Genomic DNA, 21,974 nt, shown 5'->3' on the forward strand with positions numbered 1-21,974 from the left:
TCAAGCGTCTCTTCTCTTGCTCGAAACGACCTGCTGCCGCCATGCTCGGGGAGCGCGGATCATTCCGCGCGTGTTTCGGTCAAAGCTCGTTCTGCTTTCCGCTGAGCGGCCCGCGCCGCTCTGCTCAGGCTCACAAGGATATCGGTGTAGATGACTGACTACGATCTGTTGCTGGTAGGCGCAGGCCCGGCCCATCTCGGGGTTCTGCGGCGCTGGGCGCTGATCGAGCGGCCGGCGGGTCGCATCGGCCTGGTGGCCAGTGCCGAGCACACCTGGCACGCCGGCATGCTGCCCGGTTTGGTGGCGGGGCGTTATGGCGCCGAAGACTGCCAGATCGAGCTGACCGCGTTGTGTCAGGCCGCCCAGGTCGAGCTGATCGTCGCGCCGGTGACGACGCTGGATGCCGCCACGCGGCAATTGAGCCTGGGCGATGGTCGCGTGCTGCAGAGCAACTGGCTGTCGCTGAATACCGGCGACCGGGTCGCCTGTCCGCCCCGCGAGGGCGACGCGATGGACGTGCTGGCGGTCAAGCCGGTGGACAGCTTCATCGCCGGCTGGCAGGCCTGGCAGCGTGATCCCCAGCCGTTGGCGATTCTCGGTGGCGGCGTGGCGGGCGTGGAAATGGCCCTGGCGCTGGCCGATCAGGTGCCGCAGTTGGCGCTGTTCTGTGGCGAGCCGCTGCTGGCCGGCCACTGTGCCGGGTTGCGGATGCGCGCCTGGGGCCATCTGCGCATGCGCCGGGTGCAGGTGCGCGAGCATTGTCCGATCAGCCGCATCGACGGTGATTGCCTGATCAGCGGCGACGCGGCGGTGTGGCGTGGCGGCCGGCTGCTGCTGGCGAGCGGCGCCCAGGCGTTCCCGTGGATCGCCGACAGCGGCCTGAGCTGCGATGCCGATGGTTTCGTGCACACTGCGCCGACCCTGCAGAGCCATTCCCATCCGCAGATTTTCGCCGTGGGCGATTGCGCCAACCTGCCTGGGGTGCGCAAGAGTGGCCTGTATTCCATGCGCCAGGTGCCGGTGCTTGCCGCCAACCTGAGCGCCGCGCTGCGTGGCGGGCCGCTGCGTGACCTCAAAATCAGCGGCCAGCGGCCGCTGTTGCTGGCCAGTGGTGATGGCGGCGCCTTGTTCGGCTGGCGCCAGTGGAGCGCCGGCGGGCAGTTCTACGGGCGCTGCAAGGACTACTTCGACCGCGCCTTCGTCAAACGCCACAGCCTCAAGCGCTGACCTGCATTCCCCCAGCGGCCGACCCTCTGCTACCAAAGTGCCATAGCCCGGCGCATGATGAGGTGGTCAACTCGGTCGGGCGGCTGCCGCGCCTCTACAGATACGCCCCGCGCTGCCGATGAGCTTAAACAAGGCTCGGCCCTTGCCGGCGCGCCCGCTGCGCCCGACATCCCGGCACTATAAAAATAATGAGGTTCGCCATGGGTTCTGGTTTTACGCATGACCGGCTGGCATTGGCCCTGCACGTGCTCGGCTTGCTCGCGTTGCTGGTGGTCTGGCAGCAGGTGCATCTGCCGCCCTATCTTGGCGCCATTGCGCTGCTGTTGCTGGCGCTGTGGCCGTGGTTCGGGCCCTGGCGCAAGGCTGCTGCGCCGCCCGCCGACGCTGCGCCAGCAGCCTCGCTGGATGAGCTGAGCCGTAGCCTGTCGCAACACACCTGTCATAACGCGCTGTCGGCAGCTCAGGTGGCCTTCACCGTGCAGCAGCTGGCCGGCAAGCTGCAGTCGCAGTTGGCCGCGGTCGAGCAGATCGGCGAAGGTGCCCATGCCGTGACTCGCACCGAGCAGAGCAACGCCGAACTCGCCGGCCAGACACTGGGCGCCGCGCAAACCGTGCGTACCAGCAGTGCCAGCGGCCAGGCCGAGCTGCAGCAGGCGATCAGCCGCATGCAGCAACTGAGTGCACAGACCGCTGCCAGCCGCGAGCTGATCGACGGGCTCGGCGCCCGTACCGAGCAGATCGAGCAGGTTACCCAGGTGATTCAGTCCATCGCCAGCCAGACCAACTTGCTGGCGCTCAATGCTGCCATCGAGGCCGCCCGTGCCGGCGAGCAGGGCCGCGGTTTTGCAGTGGTCGCCGATGAGGTGCGCAACTTAGCCGGTCGTACCGCCACCGCCACCGGTGAAGTCGGGCAGATGGTCGCCGATATCCGCCAGCAGAGCACTGCGGTGGTCAGCCATATCCAGCGCCAGGCTGAAGAGCTGGAAGCGGCCGCCCGGCAGATCGAATTCACTGGAGAGCAATTGCGCGGTATCGCTGACCTGGCGGCCGATGTGGACACCCAGGTAGCGCAGATCAGTGCCGGTACGGCGAGCAACCACGAACACCTGGCCGAGCTGCTGGTGGCGGTCGAGCAGTTGCGCGGTGATGTGCGCAGCAGCGAAGACCAGACCCGCCAGTTGGGCAAGGCGGCCGAGCAGTTGGTCGGCCAGGCGGAAACCGTCAGTGAGCGGCTCGCCAGTGTCGGCCTGGACAGTTACCACCAACGCATTTACGACCTCGCGCTGGAAGGCGCTGCGGCGATTGGTCGGCAGTTCGAGGCCGATATTCAGGCCGGACGTATCAGCCTGGCGGATTTGTTCGACCGCCAGTACCAGCCGATCCCCAATAGCTTTCCAGCCAAGTTCAAGACCCGTTTCGACGGTTATGCGGATCAGGTGCTGCCTACCCTTCAAGAACCGCTGCTCAAACGCCACGAAGGCCTGGTATTCGCCATTTCCACCACCCCGGAAGGCTATGTGCCGACCCACAACGAGGCGTTCAACCATCCGCCCACCGGTGATCGCGCTGTGGACACGGTGAAGAGCCGTAGTAAGCGCATGTTCAACGACCGCACCGGCATCCGCTGCGGCAGCCACAAGCAGCGTGTGCTGCTACAGACTTATATGCGCGACACCGGCGAGCTGATGCACGACCTGTCCGTACCGATCCATGTGCAGGGCAAGCACTGGGGCGGTTTACGTCTGGGCTACAAGCCGGAGCCTTGAACGGTGATTGTTTAGCATCTGGCTATCTGAAGGTGCAGTAATAACGATTTAACGCGACTATTGCCGCGTGCGAGCCTCGTTGATATGTCTAGCCCGCTTTGCAGTTCAGCCCCTGTCATCGTTCTGCCTGCCTTGCACTCGCGGGGGCGGGCGCCCGAACCCACGGCGCTGCCACAGACGCTCACCTTCTGGGCGCTCTGGCATTGCCGCCACGCCCGCCCGCCGGATGTTCTTCTCGCTTCGCTATGATGCCCGGGCTGCCCATGCAGCCGATAATCCGATCCGGGTCACCCGTGACGGTCGCCCATGGCTATATGAGAAGTCATCATGCAATTCGCTCCGCTGCAGGACGCCGAGGATTTCCTCGCGCAGAACCCCGATATCGAGCTGTTCGAGCTGTTTATCATCGATGCCAATGGTGTGCCGCGCGGCAAACTGTTGCACCGCGACGAGCTGTTGGCCGTATACCGCAGTGGCCGGCCACTGCCGAGCACCATTCTTGGTCTGAGCATCAATGGCGATGACGTCGAGGACACCGGGTTGGTCTGGGAGGTTGGCGACATCGATTGCCGCGCCTACCCGCTGGCCGGCAGCCTGGTGCGCCTGCCCTGGCGGCTGATCCCCACCGCGGCGGTGCAGGTCAGCATGCACCCGCAGGAGGGTATGCCCGCCAGTGTCGCCGATCCGCGCCACGTGCTGGTGCAGGTGATCGAGCGGCTGCAGGCCGAGGGCTACCACCCGGTGATGGCCTGCGAGCTGGAGTTCTACCTGCTCGATGCCAAGCGCGACGCCCATGGCAAGCCGCAGCCGGCTCTGGATGCCGATGGTGGGAGGCCGCGCAACACCCAGGTCTATGGTTTGCGCGAGCTGGAGCAGATCGAGCCGTTCCTCGCTGACCTGTATGCCGCGTGCAAGGCCCAGGGCATCCCTGCGCGTACGGCGATTTCCGAGTACGCGCCGGGGCAGGTGGAAATCACCCTGGAGCATGGCGATGCGTTGCAGGCCATGGATCAGGCGGTGCGCTACAAGCGATTGGTCAAGGGAGTGGCCCACCGGCATGGCATGCAGGCCTGCTTCATGGCCAAACCGTTCGATCACCTGGCGGGCACCGGCATGCACATGCATGTCAGCCTGAACGATGCCGAGGGTCGCAATCTGTTCGCCAGCGAGGCGCCTGCCGGCACGCCGCTGCTGCGTTACGCGGTGGGTGGCATGCTCGCCAGCCTGCTCGACTCGTTGCTGCTGTTCTGCCCCAACGCCAACTCCTACCGGCGCTTCCAGGCCAACAGCTACGCGCCGCTGGCACCGACCTGGGGTGTGGATAACCGTACCGTGAGCCTGCGCGTGCCGGGTGGCCCGGCGGTCACGCGGCATATCGAGCACCGCATCTGCGGCGCCGATGCCAACCCCTATCTGGCCGCGGCGGCGATCCTTGCCGGCATCCACCGTGGCATCCGCGAGGAGCTGAATCCCGGCGAGCCCATCGAAGGCAACGGCTATGCCCAGGCCAAGACGCTGTTACCGACTGACTGGCTGACCTCGCTGTGTGCGCTCGAGCAATCGACCTGGGCGCCCGATGCCCTGGGTGCGGAGTTCCTGCGTGTCTATCTGGCGGTCAAGCGCGAGGAGCAGCGCCGCTTCATGGGTGAAGTGGGCGAGCAGGATTGGCGCTGGTACCTCAATCAGGCGTGAGCTGTCCGCCAAGCGATCAGTTGCAGCGTGCATGGCGCGCAGCTAAGGAAATGACATGAAAGACACGACGACGGCCGCCGAGCGTAGCCCGTCCTATTACAGCGCGACCATCGATCAGGACAGCGACTACCCCAGTGTCCAGGGTGAAGTGCGCGTCGATGTGGCGATCATCGGCGGCGGCTTTACCGGCGTAGCCACTGCGGTCGAACTGGCCGAGCGTGGCCTCAAGGTGGCCGTGGTGGAAGCCAACCGCATCGGTTGGGGCGCCAGCGGCCGCAATGGCGGGCAGGTCACCGGCAGCCTGTCGGGCGACACCGCCATGACCAAGCAGATGCGCAAGCGGCTGGGCGATGAGGTCGACGACTTCATCTGGAACCTGCGCTGGCGCGGCCATGACATCATCGAGCAACGGGTGCGTCGCTACGGCATCGCCTGCGACCTCAAGCACGGCCACCTGCACGCGGCGATGAAACCCGCCCACCTCAATGAACTGCGTGCCTCCCACGACGAAGCGCTGCGCCGTGGCATGGAGGCGGACTTGACCTTGCTGGACACCAGCGGCGTACGCGCCCACCTGGCCAGCGACCTGTACCTCGGTGCGCTGAAGAACACCCGCAACCTGCACCTGCATCCGCTGAATCTTTGCCTGGGCGAAGCGCGTGCGGCACACAGCCTGGGCGCGCTGATTTTCGAGCACTCGCCGGTGCTGGAGATCGTCCACGGCGCCACGCCGACGCTGGTCACGGCCGAGGGGCGGGTGGTCGCCAATCAGGTAATGCTGGCCGGCGACGTGTACCACAAGCTGGAGCCGGAAAAGCTCAAGGGCATGATCTTCCCGGCCATGGGCGGCATCGTTACCACCGCGCCGCTGGGCGAACTGGCTGCGCAGATCAATCCTCAGGATCTGGCCGTCTACGACTGCCGCTTCGTGCTCGATTACTACCGCCTGACCGCCGATGGGCGCCTGCTATTCGGCGGCGGCGCCAACTACTCCGGGCGCGACTCGCGGGATATCGCTGCTGAACTGCGCCCCGGCATCGAGCGCACTTTCCCGAGCCTGAAAGGCGTACCCATCGAGTTCCAGTGGAGCTGTGCCATGGGCATCGTGGTCAACCGCATCCCGCAGTTGGGCAAGTTGTCGCCCAATGTCTGGTACTGCCAGGGCTACTCCGGCCACGGCATCGCCACCAGTCACGTTATGGGCGAGATCATGGCAGAAGCCATGAGCGGTGAGCTGGCGCGTTTCGAGACCTTTGCCGGCTGTTCGCACATCAAGGTGCCGATGGGCGACGTGTTCGGCAACCCGATGCTGGCGCTGGGCATGTGGTACTACCAACTGCTGGAGAAGCTGCGCTAGACGATACGCTAAGAGCCGCGTCGCGCGGCGAATGGTGGGTATGGACGCCGCTTTTGCAGGATGGCCGCAATCGGCTCGCCCCGAGGTCGGGGCTCCTACGGATCTGAGGATTCACACGACCCTGTAGGAGCCGCGCCCCCGCGGCGAATGGTGGTCACGCCGCTATTTTTCTGGATGGCTGCTATCGCTTCGCCCCGAGGTCGGGGCTCCTACAGGATTGGTGGCTTCACGCGCGTTTAGGCTCTTCGTGCGGCTCCGGTACTTCGTCGCGGTCATCGATGAATTCGGTGCGCGGCGAGCCGTCGGCGTTGTGTTGGAACACGCGGCTGGGCTGGCCTTCGGCGTTGAACAGCACCTGACCGAGGCCGGCGGAATTCCACAAACGCTCGCCTGCCTTGCTCTGCTTGGGAATGTGCGGGAACACCTGCATGCGGCGGCGTTTGGTCAGCCAATTGAGGGGCGACCAGGGTGCATACAGCCAGCGGTTGAGGCGGTCGAACGTATCCAGCAGGCGTCGTGGAAATTCGTTCTTCACGCCGCTGCTGGTGATCTGCCAGACGGTCGGCCCATTGCGCCGTTGGCGTACCTTGACCTCGTAAAAGAACGAGTAGTGCACGTCGCCTGAGAGCACCACGTAGTCCCGTGGCGTACGCGAGTGACGGAAGATGTTCATCATCACGCTGGCAGCGCCGCGATGGGCCATCCAGTTTTCCGCATCGACCATCAACGGGTGGCCGGCCCAGCTGAATACCCGCTGCACCGCTTCGATCAGCTTGACGCCGAACATCGGCGCCGGCGAGACGATGATCGCCGAGGGGTGGTCGAGCAGATCCTGCTGGAATTCGCTCAGGGCTTCCCAGTCGAGCAACCCGGAGGGGCGTTTGATATTGCGCTCGCTGCGCCAACGTCGGGTGCGTGTGTCGAGTACCAGCAGCGCCGGTGTGCTGGGCAGCACGTAGTGCCATTGCTGGAATGCCATCAGCTCGTCGATCAGGCGATCCTGCGCCGGGCTGCCGAAGCCTCGTTCCCTGGCCTGCTCGCACAGGGCGCTGATATTGGCCATTGGCTCGGCGAAGGCGTCGGGATTGTTACCCCAGCCCTGACACAACAGATAGCCAATCAGCGCGTTGCCGATGATGCGCTTGGAGAAGGGATGGCCGTAAGCGGTTTCTTCCCATTGCGCCGAGAGGTTCCAGTCATCGGTCACGTCGTGATCGTCGAAGATCATCAGGTTCGGCAGGTGCGCCAGAACACGGGCAACCTGACCCAGGTTGGCGACGAAGGCCTCAATGCAAGCCTGTTCCGTGCGGTAGCGCTCGGCGTCTTCTTCGCTCAGTTCCGGCTGGTCGAGGTCGATCAGTGTCCAGGGCGTCGGCGACCAGACCAGCAGGTACATGGCCAGCACCTCGGCCAGGGTCACCAAGTGGTTGTCGGCGTTGCTGCTGGTGAAGATGGGCTTTTCGGTACCACCGAAGAAGCGCTCGCGCAGCGTTTCGTTGGTCTTCAGTGCGGGCAGCAGATCGGCACGATGGTAGTAACTGGCCGGGTGCACGTAGAGATCGGCGCTGTCTTCGACCACCGCGCCCTCGAGTTTCTCGTGATACAGGCCCAGGCGTTCGATCAGCGTGTGGACGGCACGCAACATCGGCCCGGCGACGTCATCGGCGTACACCTGATCGCCGCTGTGCATCAGCAGGGCAGGGCGTTCGTGCGGTGCGTGGGCGGTGGCCAGCAGGCGATCCGCGCAGAGCAGACCATCCTTGGACGGGTGATGCGGTTTGCGGCAGGAGCCGTGCAGCAGGTTATCGATGCGCGAGCGCAGCACGAAGTTGGGTTGCGTTGCACCGTCGTACAGCAGGTGCGCGGCCCAGTCGGCGATGCCCTGTTGGCCGTCGACCAGCAGGTCGTAATCGATGCGTTCGTCCTGGGGCAGCGGGGTGTCGAGGTGCAGGTCGATCAGGTGGATGACCGCGTGCTCGCCGATCACCAGGCGCTGACAAGCATCATCACCCATCGGGTAATCACGAGCGGCCTGGCCGGCCGGCGCGAGGCGCAGGGTCAGTTGCAACTCGCGGCTACCGACCAGCCACAGCACCAGACGGCCAGGCTCCAGGCGCCGAAGGATCGGGCCGGCGAGTACGGCAGGCAGGTCGGTGGAGTCTTGAGTTTCTGGCAACGGCATCCGGGATCGCTTCCGGCCAGCACGGGGTCAGCCGGCAGGCCTTTATTTCAGGGAATGAATAGGGACATGGCGCTTAGCCATTGGTTCGGCTGTCACAAAAGCTTCATGTGGTTACTGGGCGGCCTGTCGCAGGCCATCGAGGTCGAGAATCTCGATCTCACCGTAGGTCAGTCGCACGATACCGCGGGCCTGCAGATCCTTGAGCACACCGTTGGCGGTCTGTCGGGAGATCGCCAGCATCGCGGCCAGCTGCTCCTGTGCAAGATGGATGATGCGCCGTGGGCCCTGAGTTTCGCCATAGTCTTCGGCGATCAGTAGCAGGCGCCTGGCCAGACGTTGCGCGGCGGGCAGCAGGCTCAGCTCTTCCAGAGCGATGAACGCCAGGCGCACTTTGTGGGCCATCAGCAGGGCAATGTCGCGCCAGTAGGCGGGGTGTGCGTCGAGCAGGCTCAGCAGTCCGGCCTGGGGCACGTGCAGCAGGCTGCTGGCGCCCTCGGCGAAGGCATCGTGGGTACGCGGCTGGCCGTCGAACAGAGCGATTTCGCCAAACCAGTGCGGGGCTTCCACGAGCACCAGCAGCGCCTCTTTGCCGTCGGCATCCACGCTGCCGACGCGCATGGCGCCGGACAGCACGGCATACAGGCCGCTGGGTGAGTCGCCACGGCTGAACAGACGTTGCCCGGCCTCCAGGTTCAATTGCCGACCCTGGCTCACCAGCGCCTGCTGCAACGCCTGCGGCAGTGCGGCAAACCATTGGCCTTGAAGCAGAACGGCATGCAGATCGGTCATGGATGTTCCGGTTTGTCGGCTAGCTGACAGTGCTGGCGAGGTGGCAGCGCCATTATGCGATGACACGCACCCGTGAGGATAACAACAATGAAAACCCTGGTGGATCACCTCGCCCATTACGCGGCCTATCACCGCGATCGGCGCAATATCGTCACCCACTTCGTCGGCATTCCGATGATCGTCCTGGCGGTCACCGTGCTGCTATCGCGCCCTGGCGTGTCGGTTTCAGGCCTATGGCTGTCACCGGCGTTGGCCGTGGCGCTGGTGACGACGCTGTTCTACCTGCGCCTGGATTTGCGCTTCGGTGTGGTGATGGGCGCGTTGCTGGCGCTCTGCCTGTGGTTCAGCGCCGGGCTGGCGATGGGCGGCACGGCATTGTGGCTGAGCGCAGGGTTGGGGTTGTTTGTGGTGGGCTGGATCATCCAGTTCGTCGGCCACTTCTACGAAGGCCGCAAGCCGGCATTCGTCGACGACGTTATGGGGCTGATGATCGGGCCATTGTTCGTGGTCGCCGAAGCCGCCTTTCTCCTCGGCCTGCGTCAGGAGATTGAGCATGAAGTTGTCCAGCGTGCTGGCCCGACGCTGATTCGCGAGCGTGGGGTGGTTTGACCGGGCTTTTATAAGGCGAAAGCGGATGGTGAGCAGAGCTTTCTTTTTGTAGGAGGGGCTTTAGCCGCGAGCTCTTTACACCTAGCTAAGCAAAATCGAGGCTAAAGCGGATCGCCGCCCGGCCTCTCCCACAAAAGCTCTGCTCACCGGCTGCTTCCGCCACATCTCAGCCGCTAGAAACCACCGCGCAGCGCCAGGTCTGCGCCGAGCAACAGCAGGCCGATAAAGAACCAGCGTTTGAAGCGCTCCGGGCTGATACGGCGGCGCAGCCATTGGCCGCCGGCCATGCCCAGCAGGGCAGGCAGCAGTGCCATAGCGGACATGCCGAGCACTGCAGGTTGCAGCAGCTCGCCACTGTGGCCGAGGCTCAGCGCCAGAGCTAGGGTCGACACGCTGAAGGAAATCCCCAGAGCCTGCACCAGATCGTCTTTTTCCAAGCCAATGGCCTGCAGATAGGGCACCGCCGGAATCACGAACACACCGGTCACGGCGGTGATCGCCCCGGTAATGGCGCCTATGAACGGGGCGAGCCAGCTTTCAAGAGCCGGCTTCACCGTGAAGCGCACCGATGCCAGCCCCAGTACCGCGTAGAGGATCAGTGCTAGGCCCAGCCAGCGCGTGGCATTTGGCACGCTCTGGCTCTGCAGATAGAAGCCGATGACCAAGGTGCCGGCCACGATGCCCAGCAGCAGTGGCCATAGGCGGCGCATCATCGGCAGCGGGCTGCGACCATCACAGAGTTGCCAGATGTTGGTGACCATCGACGGAATGATCAGCAGCGCTGCGGCCTGCATCGGCGTCATCACCATACCCAGCAGGCCGACCGCGATGGTCGGCAGCCCGAGGCCGACCACACCCTTGACCATGCCGGCGAGCAGGAAGGTGAGCAGAATCAGCGGCAGGTAGGTGACGAGACCGTCGAAGGTGAGCATGGGCGAGCGTCCGTTGCAGGTAGGCCCTTATGGTAGGCGAAGGCGCAAACAAAAACGCCCTGGCTGTTTGGCCAGGGCGTTTCGACTTGAAGCTTATCGCGTGCCGCTTATGGCTGCACACCCGTGCTGACCGGCTTGCCGCCCTTGGGTTTGAAGTACAGCGTGGTGCCGCGGCTGAGGTTATCCAGGCTGAGGTGATCCTTGGCCACTTCGGCTTCGATCAGTTCGTCCTGGCCTTCGACCTTCAGAGTGATGCGGGTGATGGCGCCGAGCAGGCGGATGTCACGCACTTCACCAGCCTGATGACCTTCCAGTGCCTCGGTCGACAGGCTCACTTCGTGCGGGCGGAACAGCACGTGGTGATCGTCGCCGACATACAGGCGGTTGGCGTCACCGAGGAAGTGGTAGACGAAGTCGCTGGACGGCTTCTCGTAGACCTCGGCCGGCGAGCCGATCTGTTCGACCACGCCCTTGTTCATCACCACGATGCGGTCAGCCACTTCCATGGCTTCTTCCTGGTCGTGGGTCACGAACACGCTGGTCAGGTGCACTTCTTCGTGCAGGCGCGCCAGCCAGCGACGCAGCTCTTTACGCACCTTGGCGTCGAGGGCGCCGAAGGGTTCGTCGAGCAGCAGCACCTTGGGTTCTACCGCCAGGGCGCGGGCCAGGGCGATACGCTGGCGCTGGCCACCGGAAAGCTGTTCCGGGTAGCGGTCGGCCAGCCAGTCGAGCTGCACCAGGTCGAGCAGGTCGTGAACCTTCTTCTTGATCACGTTCTCGTTCGGACGCTCGCCCTTGGGCTTCATGCGCAGGCCGAAGGCGACGTTGTCGAACACGGTCATGTGGCGGAACAGGGCGTAGTGCTGGAACACGAAGCCGACCTTGCGATCACGCACGTCGTGCTCGGAAACGTCTTCACCGTGGAACACGATGCTGCCGGTATCCGGGACTTCCAGGCCGGCGATGATGCGCAGCAGGGTGGTCTTGCCGCAGCCGGACGGGCCGAGCAGGGCCACCAGCTCACCGCTGTTGATGTTCAGGTTGATGTCGTTGAGCGCCTTGAACTGGCCAAAGTGCTTGTTGATGCCTTGAACTTGAATACTCATGGGTTACACCTGTCGTTCTGTCTGGCCGGTTCGCGCAAGAGCGCGGCGCCGGCGGAATGATTCAATCGTCCTGATTCGTCTTGAGCTGCCGGCTCAAGCGCGCTTCGCTCCATTGGCGAAGCAGCAACACGACCAGGGCCATGACCAACAACAGGATGGCCACGCTGAACGCGGCGACGATGTTGTATTCGTTGTAGAGAATCTCGATGTGCAGTGGCAGCGTGTTGGTGTAACCGCGGATGTGCCCGGAAACCACCGATACCGCACCAAACTCGCCCATCGCCCGCGCCGTGCAGAGCACCACGCCGTAGACCAGCGCCCATTTTACGTTAGGCAGCGTGACATGCCAGAACATCTGCCAGCCATTGGCGCCGAGCAGGCGTGCGGCTTCCTCTTCGGTAGTGCCCTGTTCTTCCATCAGCGGGATCAGTTCGCGTGCGACGAAGGGGAAGGTGACGAAGATGGTCGCCAGGACGATGCCCGGTACGGCGTAGATGATCTGCAGATTCTGATCCTGCAGGTACGGCGCCAGCTTGCTCTGCGCGCCAAACAGCAGCACGTAGATCAGACCGGCGACCACTGGCGATACCGAGAACGGCATGTCGATCAAGGTGACCAGCACGCTCTTGCCGCGGAATTCGAACTTGGTCACCGACCAGGCCGCCGCGACCCCGAACACCAGGTTCAGCGGTACGGAAATGGCCGTGGCCAGCAGGGTCAGCTTGAGCGCGGAAATGGCGTCCGGCTCGCGGATCGCCTCCCAGAAAAACTCCAGCCCACGGCTCAGACCCTGGGTGACGACGATGTACAGCGGCAGCACGAGAATCACCGCGAACACCGCCCAGGCGATGACGATCAGGGTGATGGCGCCGGGGGAGCGGCGTACCGGGCGCGCAGCCGCGTTCTTGCTAAGGGTTGCAAGGCTCATGACGGGCTCCTCAGATTTGCGGCTGGATGCGGCGCTGCAGCAGGTTGATCAGCAGCAGCAGAATGAACGAGACCACCAGCATCAGCACGCCAATGGCGGTGGCGCTCGGGTAGTCGTACTGATCCAGCTTGGAGACGATCAACAGCGGCAGAATCTCGGTCTTCATCGGAATGTTGCCGGCGATGAACACCACGGAGCCGTACTCACCGACACCACGGGCGAAGGCCAGGGCGAAGCCGGTGATCCAGGCGGGCAGCAGGCTTGGCAGCAGCACGTGCCAGAACACCTGTAGCGGTTTGGCGCCCAGGCAGGAGGCCGCTTCTTCGACTTCCTTGGGGAAATCGGCGAGTACCGGCTGCAGGGTGCGCACCACGAACGGTAGGGTCACGAACACCAGCGCCAGGGTAATGCCCAGCGGCGTATAGGCGATCTTGAAGGGGAACAGCGAGCCGATCATGCCGTTGGGCGCGTACAGCGCGGTCAGGGCGATACCGGCGACCGCAGTGGGCAGGGCGAACGGCATGTCGACCATGGCATCGATGATGCGTCGGCCAGGAAAGGTGTAGCGCACCAGTACCCAGGCAATGATGGTGCCGAGGATGCCGTTGAGCAGCGCCGCCGCCAGGGCGGTACCGAAGGAAAGTTTGAGGGAGAACAGCACCTGGCGGTTGGTGATCAGGTTCCACCACTGCTCCAGCGACAGCTGCAGCGAGAACAGGAACATGGCACCCAGTGGGATCAGCACCACCAAGGCGAGATAGGTCAGGGTGTAGCCCAGAGTCAGCCCGAAGCCGGGTATGACCGAGGAGGTTCGACGAGACATGGAGAGTCCTTTTTAATCAGGTCCGCAGAGCAAAGCCCGCCAGTCCTTCAGGAGCGGCGGGCTTCGTCGGTAACGCGTGGCTTACTGATTGATCTTCTTGAAGATGTCGTCGAAAACGCCGCCGTCGTCGAAGTACTTGGGCTGTGCGGAGGCCCAGCCACCGAAGTCCTTGTCGATGGTGACCAGATCCAGATCCTTGAACTGATCCTTGAACTCGGCTGCCACTTCGGCGTTACGCGGACGGTAGAAGTTCTTCGCGGCGATGCGCTGACCTTCTTCGCTGTACAGGTACTGCAGGTACGCTTCGGCGGCCTTGCGGGTGCCTTTGCGGTCGACGTTCTTATCGACGACGGCCACCGGCGGCTCGGCGAGGATGGACAGCGACGGGGTGACGATTTCCAGTTGGTCGCCGCCTTCTTCGGCCAGCGACAGGTAGGCTTCGTTTTCCCAAGCCAGCAGCACATCGCCCAGGCCACGCTGTACGAAGCTGATGGTCGCGCCGCGGGCACCGGTGTCGAGAACCGGCGCATGACGGTACAGCTCGGTCACGTATTCCAGGGCTTTTTCGTCGCTGCCGTATTTCTTCTTGGCGTAAGCCCAGGCAGCGAGGAAGTTCCAGCGTGCACCACCGGAGGTTTTCGGGTTCGGGGTGATGATTTCGACGCCATCCTTGACCAGATCATCCCAGTCCTTGATGCCTTTCGGGTTGCCCTTGCGAACCAGGAACACGATGGTCGAGGTGTATGGGGTGCTGTTGTCGGCCAGGCGTTTCTGCCAGTCCTTGTCGATCAGCGGCTGGTTCAGGTTGATCGCATCGATGTCGCCGGACAGCGCGAGGGTCACCACGTCGGCCTGCAGGCCGTCGATAACCGCACGCGCCTGTTTGCCCGAGCCACCATGAGACTGCTGGATGGTCAGGGCTTCGTTGCCTTGTTCCTGCCAGTGCTTGTTGAAGGCCTTGTTGAATTCGACGTACAGCTCACGGGTCGGGTCGTAGGACACGTTGAGCAGGGTCTGGGCGGAAACCGGGCCGGCTACCAGGGCGCTGGCGATTGCAGCGAGTGCGAAACGGCGAATGGACATGGTGGAGCTCCTCGATACTGAATGCGGTGTTGGCGTGTTGGGCTTTGTTTTTTCGATGTCAGGTCTCAGCGCGACATTCGTGGGTTACATCGGCAGTAGCGATAGGGGTTCATGGTGAGTCTCACGTGCGGCCCGTCGTCGGGTGGCGAAACAGCGATCAGGCGTTCTTGCTAGCGGATGGCTGCAGGCGGAATTTTTCCTTGCGCTCGATCTGCACCACCTGACCGTTGTGCACGGTGATCTCTACCGAGCCGAACTTCAGGCCGTTCAGGGCGCTTTGGATCTCACGCAGGATGGTGGCGTCATCCTGGCCTTCCAGGTTGCGAAGGGTTGCGGTCATGGCTAAGGCTCCTTGCCCTCGTTCTTGGTACGACGGCTGTCGGCTGCGGGGCGTGGAGCGGATACTAGGGAATCTGAAATATTCTTAAAAATACTGTTTAAGAACATTTATATTTCTTTTTGGTATATGAGGGGTTTGCTGCTACTACCGATAGCTATTTGCTTATTAGGAATAAGCAAATAATTTCTTATTCTTTTTAGTGTCTATTTTTGCCTCCTACACTGCACGGCATGCAGATACAGCTGCACGGCATGCAGATACGGGAGGCGCCGCGATGCGCAGTGAAGCGATTCGATACCTGGTAGTGCCGGGCTGGCAGGGCTCGAGTGATGACCATTGGCAGAGCCACTGGCAGCGCAGCCTCCCCAACAGTGTGCGGGTCGAGCAGTTGGACTGGTTGACGCCGCGCCGCGAGGATTGGGTCGCGGCCTTGGAAAGGCAGATCACCGCTGATCCGCGGCCGGCGATTCTCATCGCCCATAGCCTGGGCTGCGTCACGGTCGCCCACTGGGCGGCGCAGGCGCCGGTGGCTTCGCTGCGTCGGGTGCGTGGTGCGCTGCTGGTCGCTCCGGCCGATGTACAGCGCCCCAACTGCCCCGAAGCGCTGCGCAACTTCGCGCCGATTCCTCGGCACCTGCTGCCCTTTCCCAGCCAATTGGTCGGTTCCGACAACGACTCGGCCGCCAGTGCCGCGCGCGCCATCGAACTGGCCCGCGAGTGGGGCAGCGAGACCGCCATCCTCAGTGGCGCCGGGCATATCAACGTGAAATCCGGGCACCAGCGCTGGGAGCAGGGCTTCGCTTACCTGTTCCGGCTGCAGAGCCGTATCGAGCAGCAGATGCGCCGCCGCGCCTGACAACGGCTGACCACCGCGCCTTGCATGGCGCGTGTCCATTTCCCACGGGTCGCTCGCGGCCTGACGTCAAAGAGAGTGAGTTATGAGCCTGTCATCGGCTGGCGATCAGTCGCTGCTGATTTTTCCCGATGCGGACAAGAGTCCGCTGAGTATTCGTGCCAAGGCGCTGGTGTTCATCGATCCACGAACCCGGCAATTGCGCGAAGAAGTCGAGCGCCTGGCCGGTCTGCCCGTGCCGATCCTGATTCAGGGTGAGACCGGGACCGGCAAGGAATTGCTGGCGCGGCACATTCACCGCGCCAGCGAGCGGCCCGGCCTGTTCGTCGCCCTGAGCTGCAGCGGCTTGAGCCTCAATCACGCCGAGGCCGAGCTGTTCGGCTACGTGGCCGGTGCCCATCAGGGCGCACCGAGCAGCCGCGCTGGCTGGCTGGGCTCCGCCAATGGCGGCACCCTCTATCTGGACGAGATCGCCGACCTGCCGCTGCCCCTGCAGGATCAGTTGCTCAGTGTGCTTGAGACCGGCGAAGCCTGGCGAGTAGGCGCTGCACAGCCGACCCCGCTGGATGTGCGCCTGGTGGCTGCCACCAGCATCGACCTGTGGCAGGCCGTGAAGGCCGGCAAGTTCGACGAGCGTTTTGCTCATTACCTGAGTGACGGCCGCCTCGAGTTGCCGCCGCTGCGCGAGCGGGTCGGCGACGTGCTGCCGCTGGCCGAGTACTTCCTGGGTATCTACGCTCAGCGTCTGCGCTTGCCGCTACCTGGCATCAGCCTCGCCGCTCAGGCCGTGCTCGAACGGCATGACTGGCCGGGCAATACCCGTGAGCTGGAGAATGTAGTGCACTTCGCGCTGCTGGTTTGCGGCGCCGACGAGATCGATGCGCAACACCTCAACTTGCCAGCAGCAGCGCCGTTGAAACGCATCGAACACGCCCTCGAGCAGTTGATCGATGACGGCGACGCCGCCCAGCTCGCCGCCCTGCGCGAACTGCTACGTCGAGCCGAGGCAAGGGCGCCGGTGTTGGCGGCTTCCTGATACGACACTGTGTGAGCGGGCGGTTAAAAGGCGAAAGCAGCCGTTTGTTGAGTGCTTTTGTGGGAGAGGCTTTAGCCTCGATTTTGCCTAGCTAGGCGTAAAGAGCTCGCGGCTAAAGCGGATCGCCGCCCGGCCCCTCCCACGAGATCGCGACCGTCCGCTTCCGCCTCCTTGTAGCCATATGCATTACTGGGCCCGTTGTGCCTATGACGCCAACAGCGACACCGATTTGACCTGCGCCCACAGCGGTTGCCCGACGCGGATATCCAGCTGATCGAAGGAGTAGCGGGTGATGCGCGCAATGATGCGTTGCTCGCCGAGCTGCAGTTCGACCAGGCGGTGCGCTGGATTGGGCAGCTCGAACCAGCGTTCGACCGTCGCCGGCAGCAGGTTGAGCACGCTGCTGTCGCGGGCCTGTTCCAGGCTCAGGCTGACGTCACGGGCCTTGATCTTGATCCGCACCTGACGGCCTGCCGGCAATGGCGCGTGGGCCAGCCGCAGGCAGGCCGTGCTGCCAGGCAGCCTGATATCGAGCAGGTCGTAGTGCGCGTCGTGCCGCTCGACCTGGCCTTCGATCACCGCCTCGGCATCGTCCTCGAAGATGAATGGCAGGTCGCTGCGGATCAGCGTTTCCTTGAGTGGCCCGCTGGCCGTGACCCTGCCTTCGTCGAGCACCACCAGATGATCGGCGAGACGCGCCACTTCATCCGGCGCGTGGCTGACGTAGAGGATCGGGATATCCAGCTCGTCGTGCAGGCGTTCCAGGTAGGGCAGCACTTCGCCCTTGCGTTTGAGATCCAGCGCCGCCAGTGGCTCGTCCATCAGCAGCAGACGCGGGCTGGTGAGCAGGGCGCGGGCCATGCCGACGCGCTGGCGCTCACCGCCGGAGAGACGATCCGGCAGCCGCTCCAGCAAATGCTCGATGCCAAGCAGTTCGACCGCCTGCTCCAGGGGCACACGCCGCTCTGCCTTGGCGATGCGTTTGAAACCGAACTGCAGGTTGCGCAGCACCGAGAGGTGGGGAAACAGGTTGGCGTCCTGGAACACGTAGCCGACCGGGCGCTGGTGGGCTGGCAGCCAGACACCGCTGGCACTGTCCTGCCAGGTTTCGCCATTGATCTGCAGATAGCCGCTGCCCGGACGTTCCAGGCCGGCGACGCAGCGCAGCAGGGTGGTTTTGCCCGAGCCTGAGTGGCCGAACAGGGCGCTGACACCGCGCCCGGGAAGCTGCAGGTCGACGTCCAGGGTGAAGCCGGGATGCGTGAGGCTGAAACGCGCGTGGATCCGGGAATCGCTCATGTCCAGGCCTTCTGGCCACGGCGGCCGCTGGAGTAGAGCGCCAGCAGCACCAGGAAGGAGAACGCCACCATGCCGCCGGCCAACCAGTGGGCCTGGGCGTACTCCATGGTTTCCACGTGGTTGTAGATCTGCACCGAAGCCACCTGGGTCTTGCCGGGAATGTTGCCGCCGATCATCAACACCACGCCGAACTCACCGACGGTGTGGGCGAAACCGAGAATCGCCGCAGTGATAAAACCTGGCTTGGCCAGTGGCAGCACCACTGTGAAAAACGTATCCCAGGGCCCGGCGCGCAGCGTTGCCGCTGCTTCCAGCGGTGCACGGCCCATGGCTTCGAAGGCGTTCTGCAAAGGCTGCACCACGAACGGCAGGGAATAGAACACCGAGCCGATGAGCAGCCCGGCGAAGGTGAAGGTCAGGGTACCCATGCCGAGTGCCTGGGTCAGTTGGCCGAAGAAGCCATTGGGCCCCATGCTGATCAGCAGGTAGAAGCCGATCACCGTCGGCGGCAGCACCAGCGGCAGGGCGACGATGGCGCCGATCGGTCGCTTCAGCCAAGAGTCTGTACGCGACAGCCACCAGGCGATGGGCGTGCCGACCAGCAGCAACAGCACCGTGGTCAGGGTGGCCAGCTCCAGAGTGAGGAGAATGGCGGCGAAGTCGTTGGGGCCCAGGGGCATGCAATGGCCTTTTAGCTGTGGTGGACGGAAAAAGCGCCGGAGCCGGCTGCTGATCTTCCGACTTGGGCTGCGGCATTTCAAATCGATAGCTGTAAAGTGGCGGAAGCGGCCGGTGAGCAGAGCTTTTGTGGGAGAGGCTTTAGCCTCGATTTTGCTTAGCTAGGTGTAAAGAGCTCGCGGCTAAAGCCCCTCCTACAAAAAGAAAGCTCTGCTCACCGTTCGCTTTCGCCTTACTGCATCCGCTCGCAAGGTCGTTAGCGGGCCATTTAAAGCTGGTAGCCGTAGGCCTTGATGATTTCGGCGGCTTTCGGCCCTTTCAGGTAATCGACCAGCGCCTTGGCAGCAGGGTTGTTTGCGCCTTTCTTGAGGATGAGCGCGTCCTGGCGGATCGGCTCGTACATCACTTCAGGCACCACCCAGGCCGAACCGCTGGTGATCTTGCCATCCTTGTAGACCTGGGAAAGCGCGACGAAGCCCAATTCGGCATTGCCGGTGGAGACGAACTGCAGCGCCTGGGTGATGTTCTGGCCTTCGACGATCTTGCCCTTCAGGGCGTCGCTCAGGCCCAGTTTGGCCAGTGTCTGGGTCGCGGCCAGGCCATAGGGCGCAGCCTTCGGATTAGCGATGGACAGATGCTTGAAGTCGCCTTTCTCGAGCACGGCGCCCTGGTCATCGACGACGCCTGCTTTCGGCGACCACAGCACCAGCTTGCCGATGGCATAGGTGAAGCGCGAACCGTCCACGCTCTGGCCTTCTTTCTCGAGCTTGGCTGGGGTGCTGTCATCGGCGGAGAGAAAGACCTCGAAGGGCGCACCGTTGCTGATCTGTGCGTAGAACTGCCCGGTGGCCCCGTAGGACGCCTGCACGCTGTGCCCAGTGTCCTTCTCGAACTCGCTGGCAATCGCTTGCATCGGCGCGGTGAAGTTGGCAGCGACCGCGACCTGTACCTGATCGGCAAGGGCGTTACCCGCCATGGCAAGGCTGGCGCAAAGAACGAAAAGTGGACGAACGAGGCGGTTACGCATGGACGGCTCCTGAGGGTGTGGGCCACCAACGGCGGCCACTTGCGGTAACGCTATATACAAAAATATATGGCGATAGGGAAGTGAAACCGTCAGTTCGCTCATCACAGTGAGCCGATCTCTTTCAGTGCCAGAACGAAAAATGCCAGTCAGATCACCTGACTGGCATTTTCGAGACCACCCTGTAGTGGGGTGTCAGATCACTTCAGCCATTCGGCGACGCGATCCGGGTTCTTGGCGATCCACTGCTTGGCCGCTTCGTCCGGCTTCACGCCATCGCGGATCGACAGCATCACTGCGCCTACTTCCTCGGCACTCCAGGAGATCTTCTTGAGGAATGCCGCAGCATCGGGTGCCTTGGCTTCCAGGCCTGGGTTGGCCACGGTGTCGACGTGCTCGGCTTCGCCGAAGACGTTTTTCGGGTCTTCCAGGAAGCGCAGTTTCCATTGCGCGAACATCCAGTGCGGGATCCAGCCCGTCACCACGATTGGCTTCTGATCTTTCTCAGCGCGGGTCAGTGCGGTGGCCATGCCTGGGCCCGAGCTCGGCATCAGCTTGATGCTCTTGAGGTCGTACTCCTTGATCGCGTCTTCGGCGCGGCGCATCACGCCGGCACCGGCGTCAATGCCGGTAATCTTGCCGTCGAAGTCCTTGGCATATTTCTCCAGGTCAGCGATGGTTTTGGCTTCTACGTAATCCGGCACGATCAGACCGATCTTGGCGCCGTCGTAGTTGGTGCCCAGGACGGTGACCTTGTCCTTGAGCTTCTCGAAATATTCGCCATGGGTGGCTGGCAGCCAGGCGGAGAGTGTGGCATCGAGGTCGCCGCGGGCCACGCCCTGCCACATGATGGCGGGTTCGACCGGCTGCAGGGTGACGTCGTAACCGAGTTTGGTCTTGAGAATTTCGCCAGCTACGTGGGTTACCGCGACGCTGTCGTCCCAGCCATTCACGTAGCCGATTTTTAGGGCGGGTTTGTCCGCCGCCATGGCGCTGGACATGCCCATGGCCAGGGCTGCGACGCCGAGGCTCTGCAGGCAGAGGCGTTTAAAGTTATGCATAGGTCTTGCTCCGTCAGTGAGTGGCAGTTCAGTTGGTTTACTGGCTCGTTCTGATCGCGGGCCTTGCGGCACCGGCTGTGCAGAGCAGGGCATGGCCCTGGTGAAACCGGGCGCATGGGAGGCGTGCCTCCCAGCTGACAGGTTGCGCAGTGTGCGCCACCGGTCTGTACCTGACCCGGCGTGTAAAAGCCGGATCACAGTGAGTGCGGGCTGTTAAAGCCCGACGAATTTCTTCACGGCAGCAACGCCGTCTTTGCCGTCGAAAGTGGTCACGCCTTCCAGCCAGGCGTCGAGCGCCTGCGGGTTAGCCTTGATCCACTCCTTGGCCACGTCGGCCGGGTCTTTCTTCTCCAGCACTTTCTCCATCAGCTGGCTTTCGATATCGACGTTGAACTGCAGGTTGTTGAGCAGTTTGCCAACGTTGGCGCAGCGCTCTTCGTAATCTGGCGGTACCACGGTGTAGACCTTGGCGGCGCCATAATCCGGGCCGAACACGTCGTCACCACCGGACAGGTAGGTGATGTCCTGCTGAGTGTTCATCGGGTGCGGTGCCCAGCCGAGGAAGACCACTGGCTCCTTCTTGCGAATCGCGCGTTGCACCTGCACCAACATGCCGGCCTCGCTGGACTCGATCATCTTGAAGTCGCCGAGATCGAAGGTGTTGCCCTTGATCATGCCGTCGATCAACAGGTTGCCGTCGTTACCCGGCTCGATGCCGTAGATCTTGCCGCCTAGCTGATCCTTGAACTTGGCGATGTCCTGAAAGCTCTTCAGGCCTGCTTCGGCAGCGTAGGTCGGTACGGCCAGGGTGTACTTGGCGCCTTCGAGGTTGGCCTTGGGCAGTACCTTGACGCTGTTGTCCTTGGTGAACGGCTCGATCACCGAGTCCATCGACGGCGCCCAGTAACCGAGGAACACGTCGATCTGCTTGTTCTTCACGCCGGTGAAGGCGATCGGTACCGAGGCCATGGTCTTGCGTGGCGTGTAGCCGAGGCCTTCGGTCAGGGTCATGGCCACGCCGGTGGTGGCGGCGATATCGGCCCAGCCGATTTCGGCGAAACGCACCTGTTTGCAGCTGGCCGGCTCTTGAGCCCAGGCGCCCTGCATCAACATGCAGGACAGCACACCTACGCCCGCCGCCTTGTAAAAGTTGTTCATCCGCGAATCCTTGTAGAGTTGAAAGAACGCT

The 21,974-nt window shown here is 63.3% G+C and carries 20 protein-coding genes; 7 read left to right on the forward strand and 13 right to left on the reverse strand.

Going from position 1 to position 21,974, the window contains the following annotated elements; translation table 11 throughout:
- Window positions 1–150: 150 nt before the first annotated feature.
- The 4 genes from ACZ0AI_RS18960 (at window position 151) to ACZ0AI_RS18975 (ending at window position 6,042) form a co-directional block, all read left to right on the forward strand.
- Entirely contained in the window at window positions 151–1,227 is a 1,077-nt protein-coding gene (locus tag ACZ0AI_RS18960) for an FAD-dependent oxidoreductase (protein WP_463563197.1), read from the forward strand.
- 200 nt (window positions 1,228–1,427) lie between these two features.
- Complete coding sequence (locus ACZ0AI_RS18965) at window positions 1,428–2,993, forward strand: methyl-accepting chemotaxis protein (protein ID WP_463563198.1); 1,566 nt, start codon at window positions 1,428–1,430, stop codon at window positions 2,991–2,993.
- Window positions 2,994–3,320: 327 nt separating this feature from the next.
- Complete coding sequence (locus ACZ0AI_RS18970; protein WP_463563199.1) at window positions 3,321–4,685, forward strand: glutamine synthetase family protein; 1,365 nt, start codon at window positions 3,321–3,323, stop codon at window positions 4,683–4,685.
- 55 nt (window positions 4,686–4,740) lie between these two features.
- Complete coding sequence (locus ACZ0AI_RS18975; protein ID WP_463563200.1) at window positions 4,741–6,042, forward strand: NAD(P)/FAD-dependent oxidoreductase; 1,302 nt, start codon at window positions 4,741–4,743, stop codon at window positions 6,040–6,042.
- Window positions 6,043–6,268: 226 nt separating this feature from the next.
- Here ACZ0AI_RS18975 and ACZ0AI_RS18980 read toward each other — a convergent pair whose 3' ends face one another.
- Window positions 6,269–8,224, reverse strand: a complete 1,956-nt coding sequence (locus tag ACZ0AI_RS18980) for a metallophosphoesterase family protein (RefSeq protein ID WP_463563201.1) — start codon at window positions 8,222–8,224, stop codon at window positions 6,269–6,271.
- A gap of 111 nt (window positions 8,225–8,335) precedes the next feature.
- Entirely contained in the window at window positions 8,336–9,013 is a 678-nt protein-coding gene (locus ACZ0AI_RS18985; protein ID WP_463563202.1) for a Crp/Fnr family transcriptional regulator, read from the reverse strand.
- Window positions 9,014–9,100: 87 nt separating this feature from the next.
- On the opposite strand from ACZ0AI_RS18985, the gene ACZ0AI_RS18990 reads away from it, so the two are divergent.
- A complete protein-coding gene (locus ACZ0AI_RS18990; RefSeq protein ID WP_463563203.1) occupies window positions 9,101–9,622 on the forward strand; it encodes an Mpo1 family 2-hydroxy fatty acid dioxygenase in 522 nt (173 codons plus the stop codon).
- 173 nt (window positions 9,623–9,795) lie between these two features.
- Here the strand turns inward: ACZ0AI_RS18990 and ACZ0AI_RS18995 are convergent, their stop codons facing one another.
- The 6 genes from ACZ0AI_RS18995 to oscA form a co-directional block, all read right to left on the reverse strand.
- The gene (locus tag ACZ0AI_RS18995; protein WP_463563204.1) at window positions 9,796–10,554 is read right to left on the reverse strand and encodes a sulfite exporter TauE/SafE family protein; all 759 of its coding nucleotides are present in this window, start codon (window positions 10,552–10,554) and stop codon (window positions 9,796–9,798) included.
- A 107-nt stretch (window positions 10,555–10,661) separates the two neighbouring features.
- The gene (locus tag ACZ0AI_RS19000) at window positions 10,662–11,660 is read right to left on the reverse strand and encodes a sulfate/molybdate ABC transporter ATP-binding protein (RefSeq protein ID WP_463563205.1); all 999 of its coding nucleotides are present in this window, start codon (window positions 11,658–11,660) and stop codon (window positions 10,662–10,664) included.
- Window positions 11,661–11,721: 61 nt separating this feature from the next.
- Window positions 11,722–12,588 (reverse strand): sulfate ABC transporter permease subunit CysW, encoded by an 867-nt coding sequence (cysW, locus tag ACZ0AI_RS19005; RefSeq protein WP_463563206.1) that lies wholly within the window; start codon window positions 12,586–12,588, stop codon window positions 11,722–11,724.
- 10 nt (window positions 12,589–12,598) lie between these two features.
- Entirely contained in the window at window positions 12,599–13,411 is an 813-nt protein-coding gene (gene cysT, locus ACZ0AI_RS19010) for a sulfate ABC transporter permease subunit CysT (RefSeq protein WP_042554213.1), read from the reverse strand.
- Between the two features lie 81 nt (window positions 13,412–13,492).
- Window positions 13,493–14,494, reverse strand: a complete 1,002-nt coding sequence (locus tag ACZ0AI_RS19015; RefSeq protein WP_463563207.1) for a sulfate ABC transporter substrate-binding protein — start codon at window positions 14,492–14,494, stop codon at window positions 13,493–13,495.
- A gap of 157 nt (window positions 14,495–14,651) precedes the next feature.
- On the reverse strand, window positions 14,652–14,834 hold the full coding sequence (gene oscA / locus ACZ0AI_RS19020) for a sulfur starvation response protein OscA (protein ID WP_463563208.1): 183 nt from the start codon (window positions 14,832–14,834) through the stop codon (window positions 14,652–14,654).
- A 274-nt stretch (window positions 14,835–15,108) separates the two neighbouring features.
- Between oscA and ACZ0AI_RS19025 the strand changes: the two genes are divergently transcribed.
- Window positions 15,109–15,690, forward strand: a complete 582-nt coding sequence (locus ACZ0AI_RS19025; protein WP_463563209.1) for an alpha/beta hydrolase — start codon at window positions 15,109–15,111, stop codon at window positions 15,688–15,690.
- Window positions 15,691–15,772: 82 nt separating this feature from the next.
- Window positions 15,773–16,723 carry a sigma 54-interacting transcriptional regulator gene (locus tag ACZ0AI_RS19030; RefSeq protein ID WP_463563210.1) on the forward strand — a complete coding sequence of 317 codons (951 nt, stop codon included), beginning with the start codon at window positions 15,773–15,775 and terminating at the stop codon, window positions 16,721–16,723.
- A gap of 204 nt (window positions 16,724–16,927) precedes the next feature.
- Here the strand turns inward: ACZ0AI_RS19030 and modC are convergent, their stop codons facing one another.
- The 5 genes from modC to ACZ0AI_RS19055 all read right to left on the reverse strand — a co-directional run bounded on the left by modC (window position 16,928) and on the right by ACZ0AI_RS19055 (window position 21,943).
- A complete protein-coding gene (gene modC, locus ACZ0AI_RS19035) occupies window positions 16,928–18,022 on the reverse strand; it encodes a molybdenum ABC transporter ATP-binding protein (protein WP_463563211.1) in 1,095 nt (364 codons plus the stop codon).
- Window positions 18,019–18,702, reverse strand: coding sequence for a molybdate ABC transporter permease subunit (gene modB / locus ACZ0AI_RS19040; RefSeq protein WP_463563212.1), 684 nt, complete (start codon window positions 18,700–18,702; stop codon window positions 18,019–18,021). The genes modC and modB overlap by 4 nt, the downstream gene beginning before the upstream one ends.
- Before the next feature lie 266 nt (window positions 18,703–18,968).
- Complete coding sequence (gene modA / locus ACZ0AI_RS19045; protein ID WP_463563213.1) at window positions 18,969–19,727, reverse strand: molybdate ABC transporter substrate-binding protein; 759 nt, start codon at window positions 19,725–19,727, stop codon at window positions 18,969–18,971.
- A gap of 197 nt (window positions 19,728–19,924) precedes the next feature.
- Window positions 19,925–20,785, reverse strand: a complete 861-nt coding sequence (locus ACZ0AI_RS19050) for a glycine betaine ABC transporter substrate-binding protein (RefSeq protein ID WP_463563214.1) — start codon at window positions 20,783–20,785, stop codon at window positions 19,925–19,927.
- Between the two features lie 213 nt (window positions 20,786–20,998).
- Complete coding sequence (locus ACZ0AI_RS19055) at window positions 20,999–21,943, reverse strand: choline ABC transporter substrate-binding protein (RefSeq protein WP_463563215.1); 945 nt, start codon at window positions 21,941–21,943, stop codon at window positions 20,999–21,001.
- Between the last annotated feature and the right edge of the window lie 31 nt (window positions 21,944–21,974).

The organism is Pseudomonas sp. AC355 (assembly GCF_979258205.1).

Coding starts and splice junctions, on each gene's coding strand:
- ACZ0AI_RS18980 (WP_463563201.1), bottom strand. CDS start 8,224: ATGCCGTTGCCAGAAACTCAAGACTCCACCGACCTGCCTGCCGTACTC.
- cysT (WP_042554213.1), bottom strand. CDS start 13,411: ATGTCTCGTCGAACCTCCTCGGTCATACCCGGCTTCGGGCTGACTCTG.
- ACZ0AI_RS19000 (WP_463563205.1), bottom strand. CDS start 11,660: ATGAGTATTCAAGTTCAAGGCATCAACAAGCACTTTGGCCAGTTCAAG.
- ACZ0AI_RS19055 (WP_463563215.1), bottom strand. CDS start 21,943: ATGAACAACTTTTACAAGGCGGCGGGCGTAGGTGTGCTGTCCTGCATG.
- ACZ0AI_RS19015 (WP_463563207.1), bottom strand. CDS start 14,494: ATGTCCATTCGCCGTTTCGCACTCGCTGCAATCGCCAGCGCCCTGGTA.
- ACZ0AI_RS18970 (WP_463563199.1), top strand. CDS start 3,321: ATGCAATTCGCTCCGCTGCAGGACGCCGAGGATTTCCTCGCGCAGAAC.
- modA (WP_463563213.1), bottom strand. CDS start 19,727: ATGCGTAACCGCCTCGTTCGTCCACTTTTCGTTCTTTGCGCCAGCCTT.
- cysW (WP_463563206.1), bottom strand. CDS start 12,588: ATGAGCCTTGCAACCCTTAGCAAGAACGCGGCTGCGCGCCCGGTACGC.
- oscA (WP_463563208.1), bottom strand. CDS start 14,834: ATGACCGCAACCCTTCGCAACCTGGAAGGCCAGGATGACGCCACCATC.
- modC (WP_463563211.1), bottom strand. CDS start 18,022: ATGAGCGATTCCCGGATCCACGCGCGTTTCAGCCTCACGCATCCCGGC.
- ACZ0AI_RS19025 (WP_463563209.1), top strand. CDS start 15,109: ATGCGCAGTGAAGCGATTCGATACCTGGTAGTGCCGGGCTGGCAGGGC.
- ACZ0AI_RS18995 (WP_463563204.1), bottom strand. CDS start 10,554: ATGCTCACCTTCGACGGTCTCGTCACCTACCTGCCGCTGATTCTGCTC.
- ACZ0AI_RS18985 (WP_463563202.1), bottom strand. CDS start 9,013: ATGACCGATCTGCATGCCGTTCTGCTTCAAGGCCAATGGTTTGCCGCA.
- ACZ0AI_RS19050 (WP_463563214.1), bottom strand. CDS start 20,785: ATGCATAACTTTAAACGCCTCTGCCTGCAGAGCCTCGGCGTCGCAGCC.
- ACZ0AI_RS18975 (WP_463563200.1), top strand. CDS start 4,741: ATGAAAGACACGACGACGGCCGCCGAGCGTAGCCCGTCCTATTACAGC.
- modB (WP_463563212.1), bottom strand. CDS start 18,702: ATGCCCCTGGGCCCCAACGACTTCGCCGCCATTCTCCTCACTCTGGAG.
- ACZ0AI_RS18960 (WP_463563197.1), top strand. CDS start 151: ATGACTGACTACGATCTGTTGCTGGTAGGCGCAGGCCCGGCCCATCTC.
- ACZ0AI_RS18990 (WP_463563203.1), top strand. CDS start 9,101: ATGAAAACCCTGGTGGATCACCTCGCCCATTACGCGGCCTATCACCGC.
- ACZ0AI_RS19030 (WP_463563210.1), top strand. CDS start 15,773: ATGAGCCTGTCATCGGCTGGCGATCAGTCGCTGCTGATTTTTCCCGAT.
- ACZ0AI_RS18965 (WP_463563198.1), top strand. CDS start 1,428: ATGGGTTCTGGTTTTACGCATGACCGGCTGGCATTGGCCCTGCACGTG.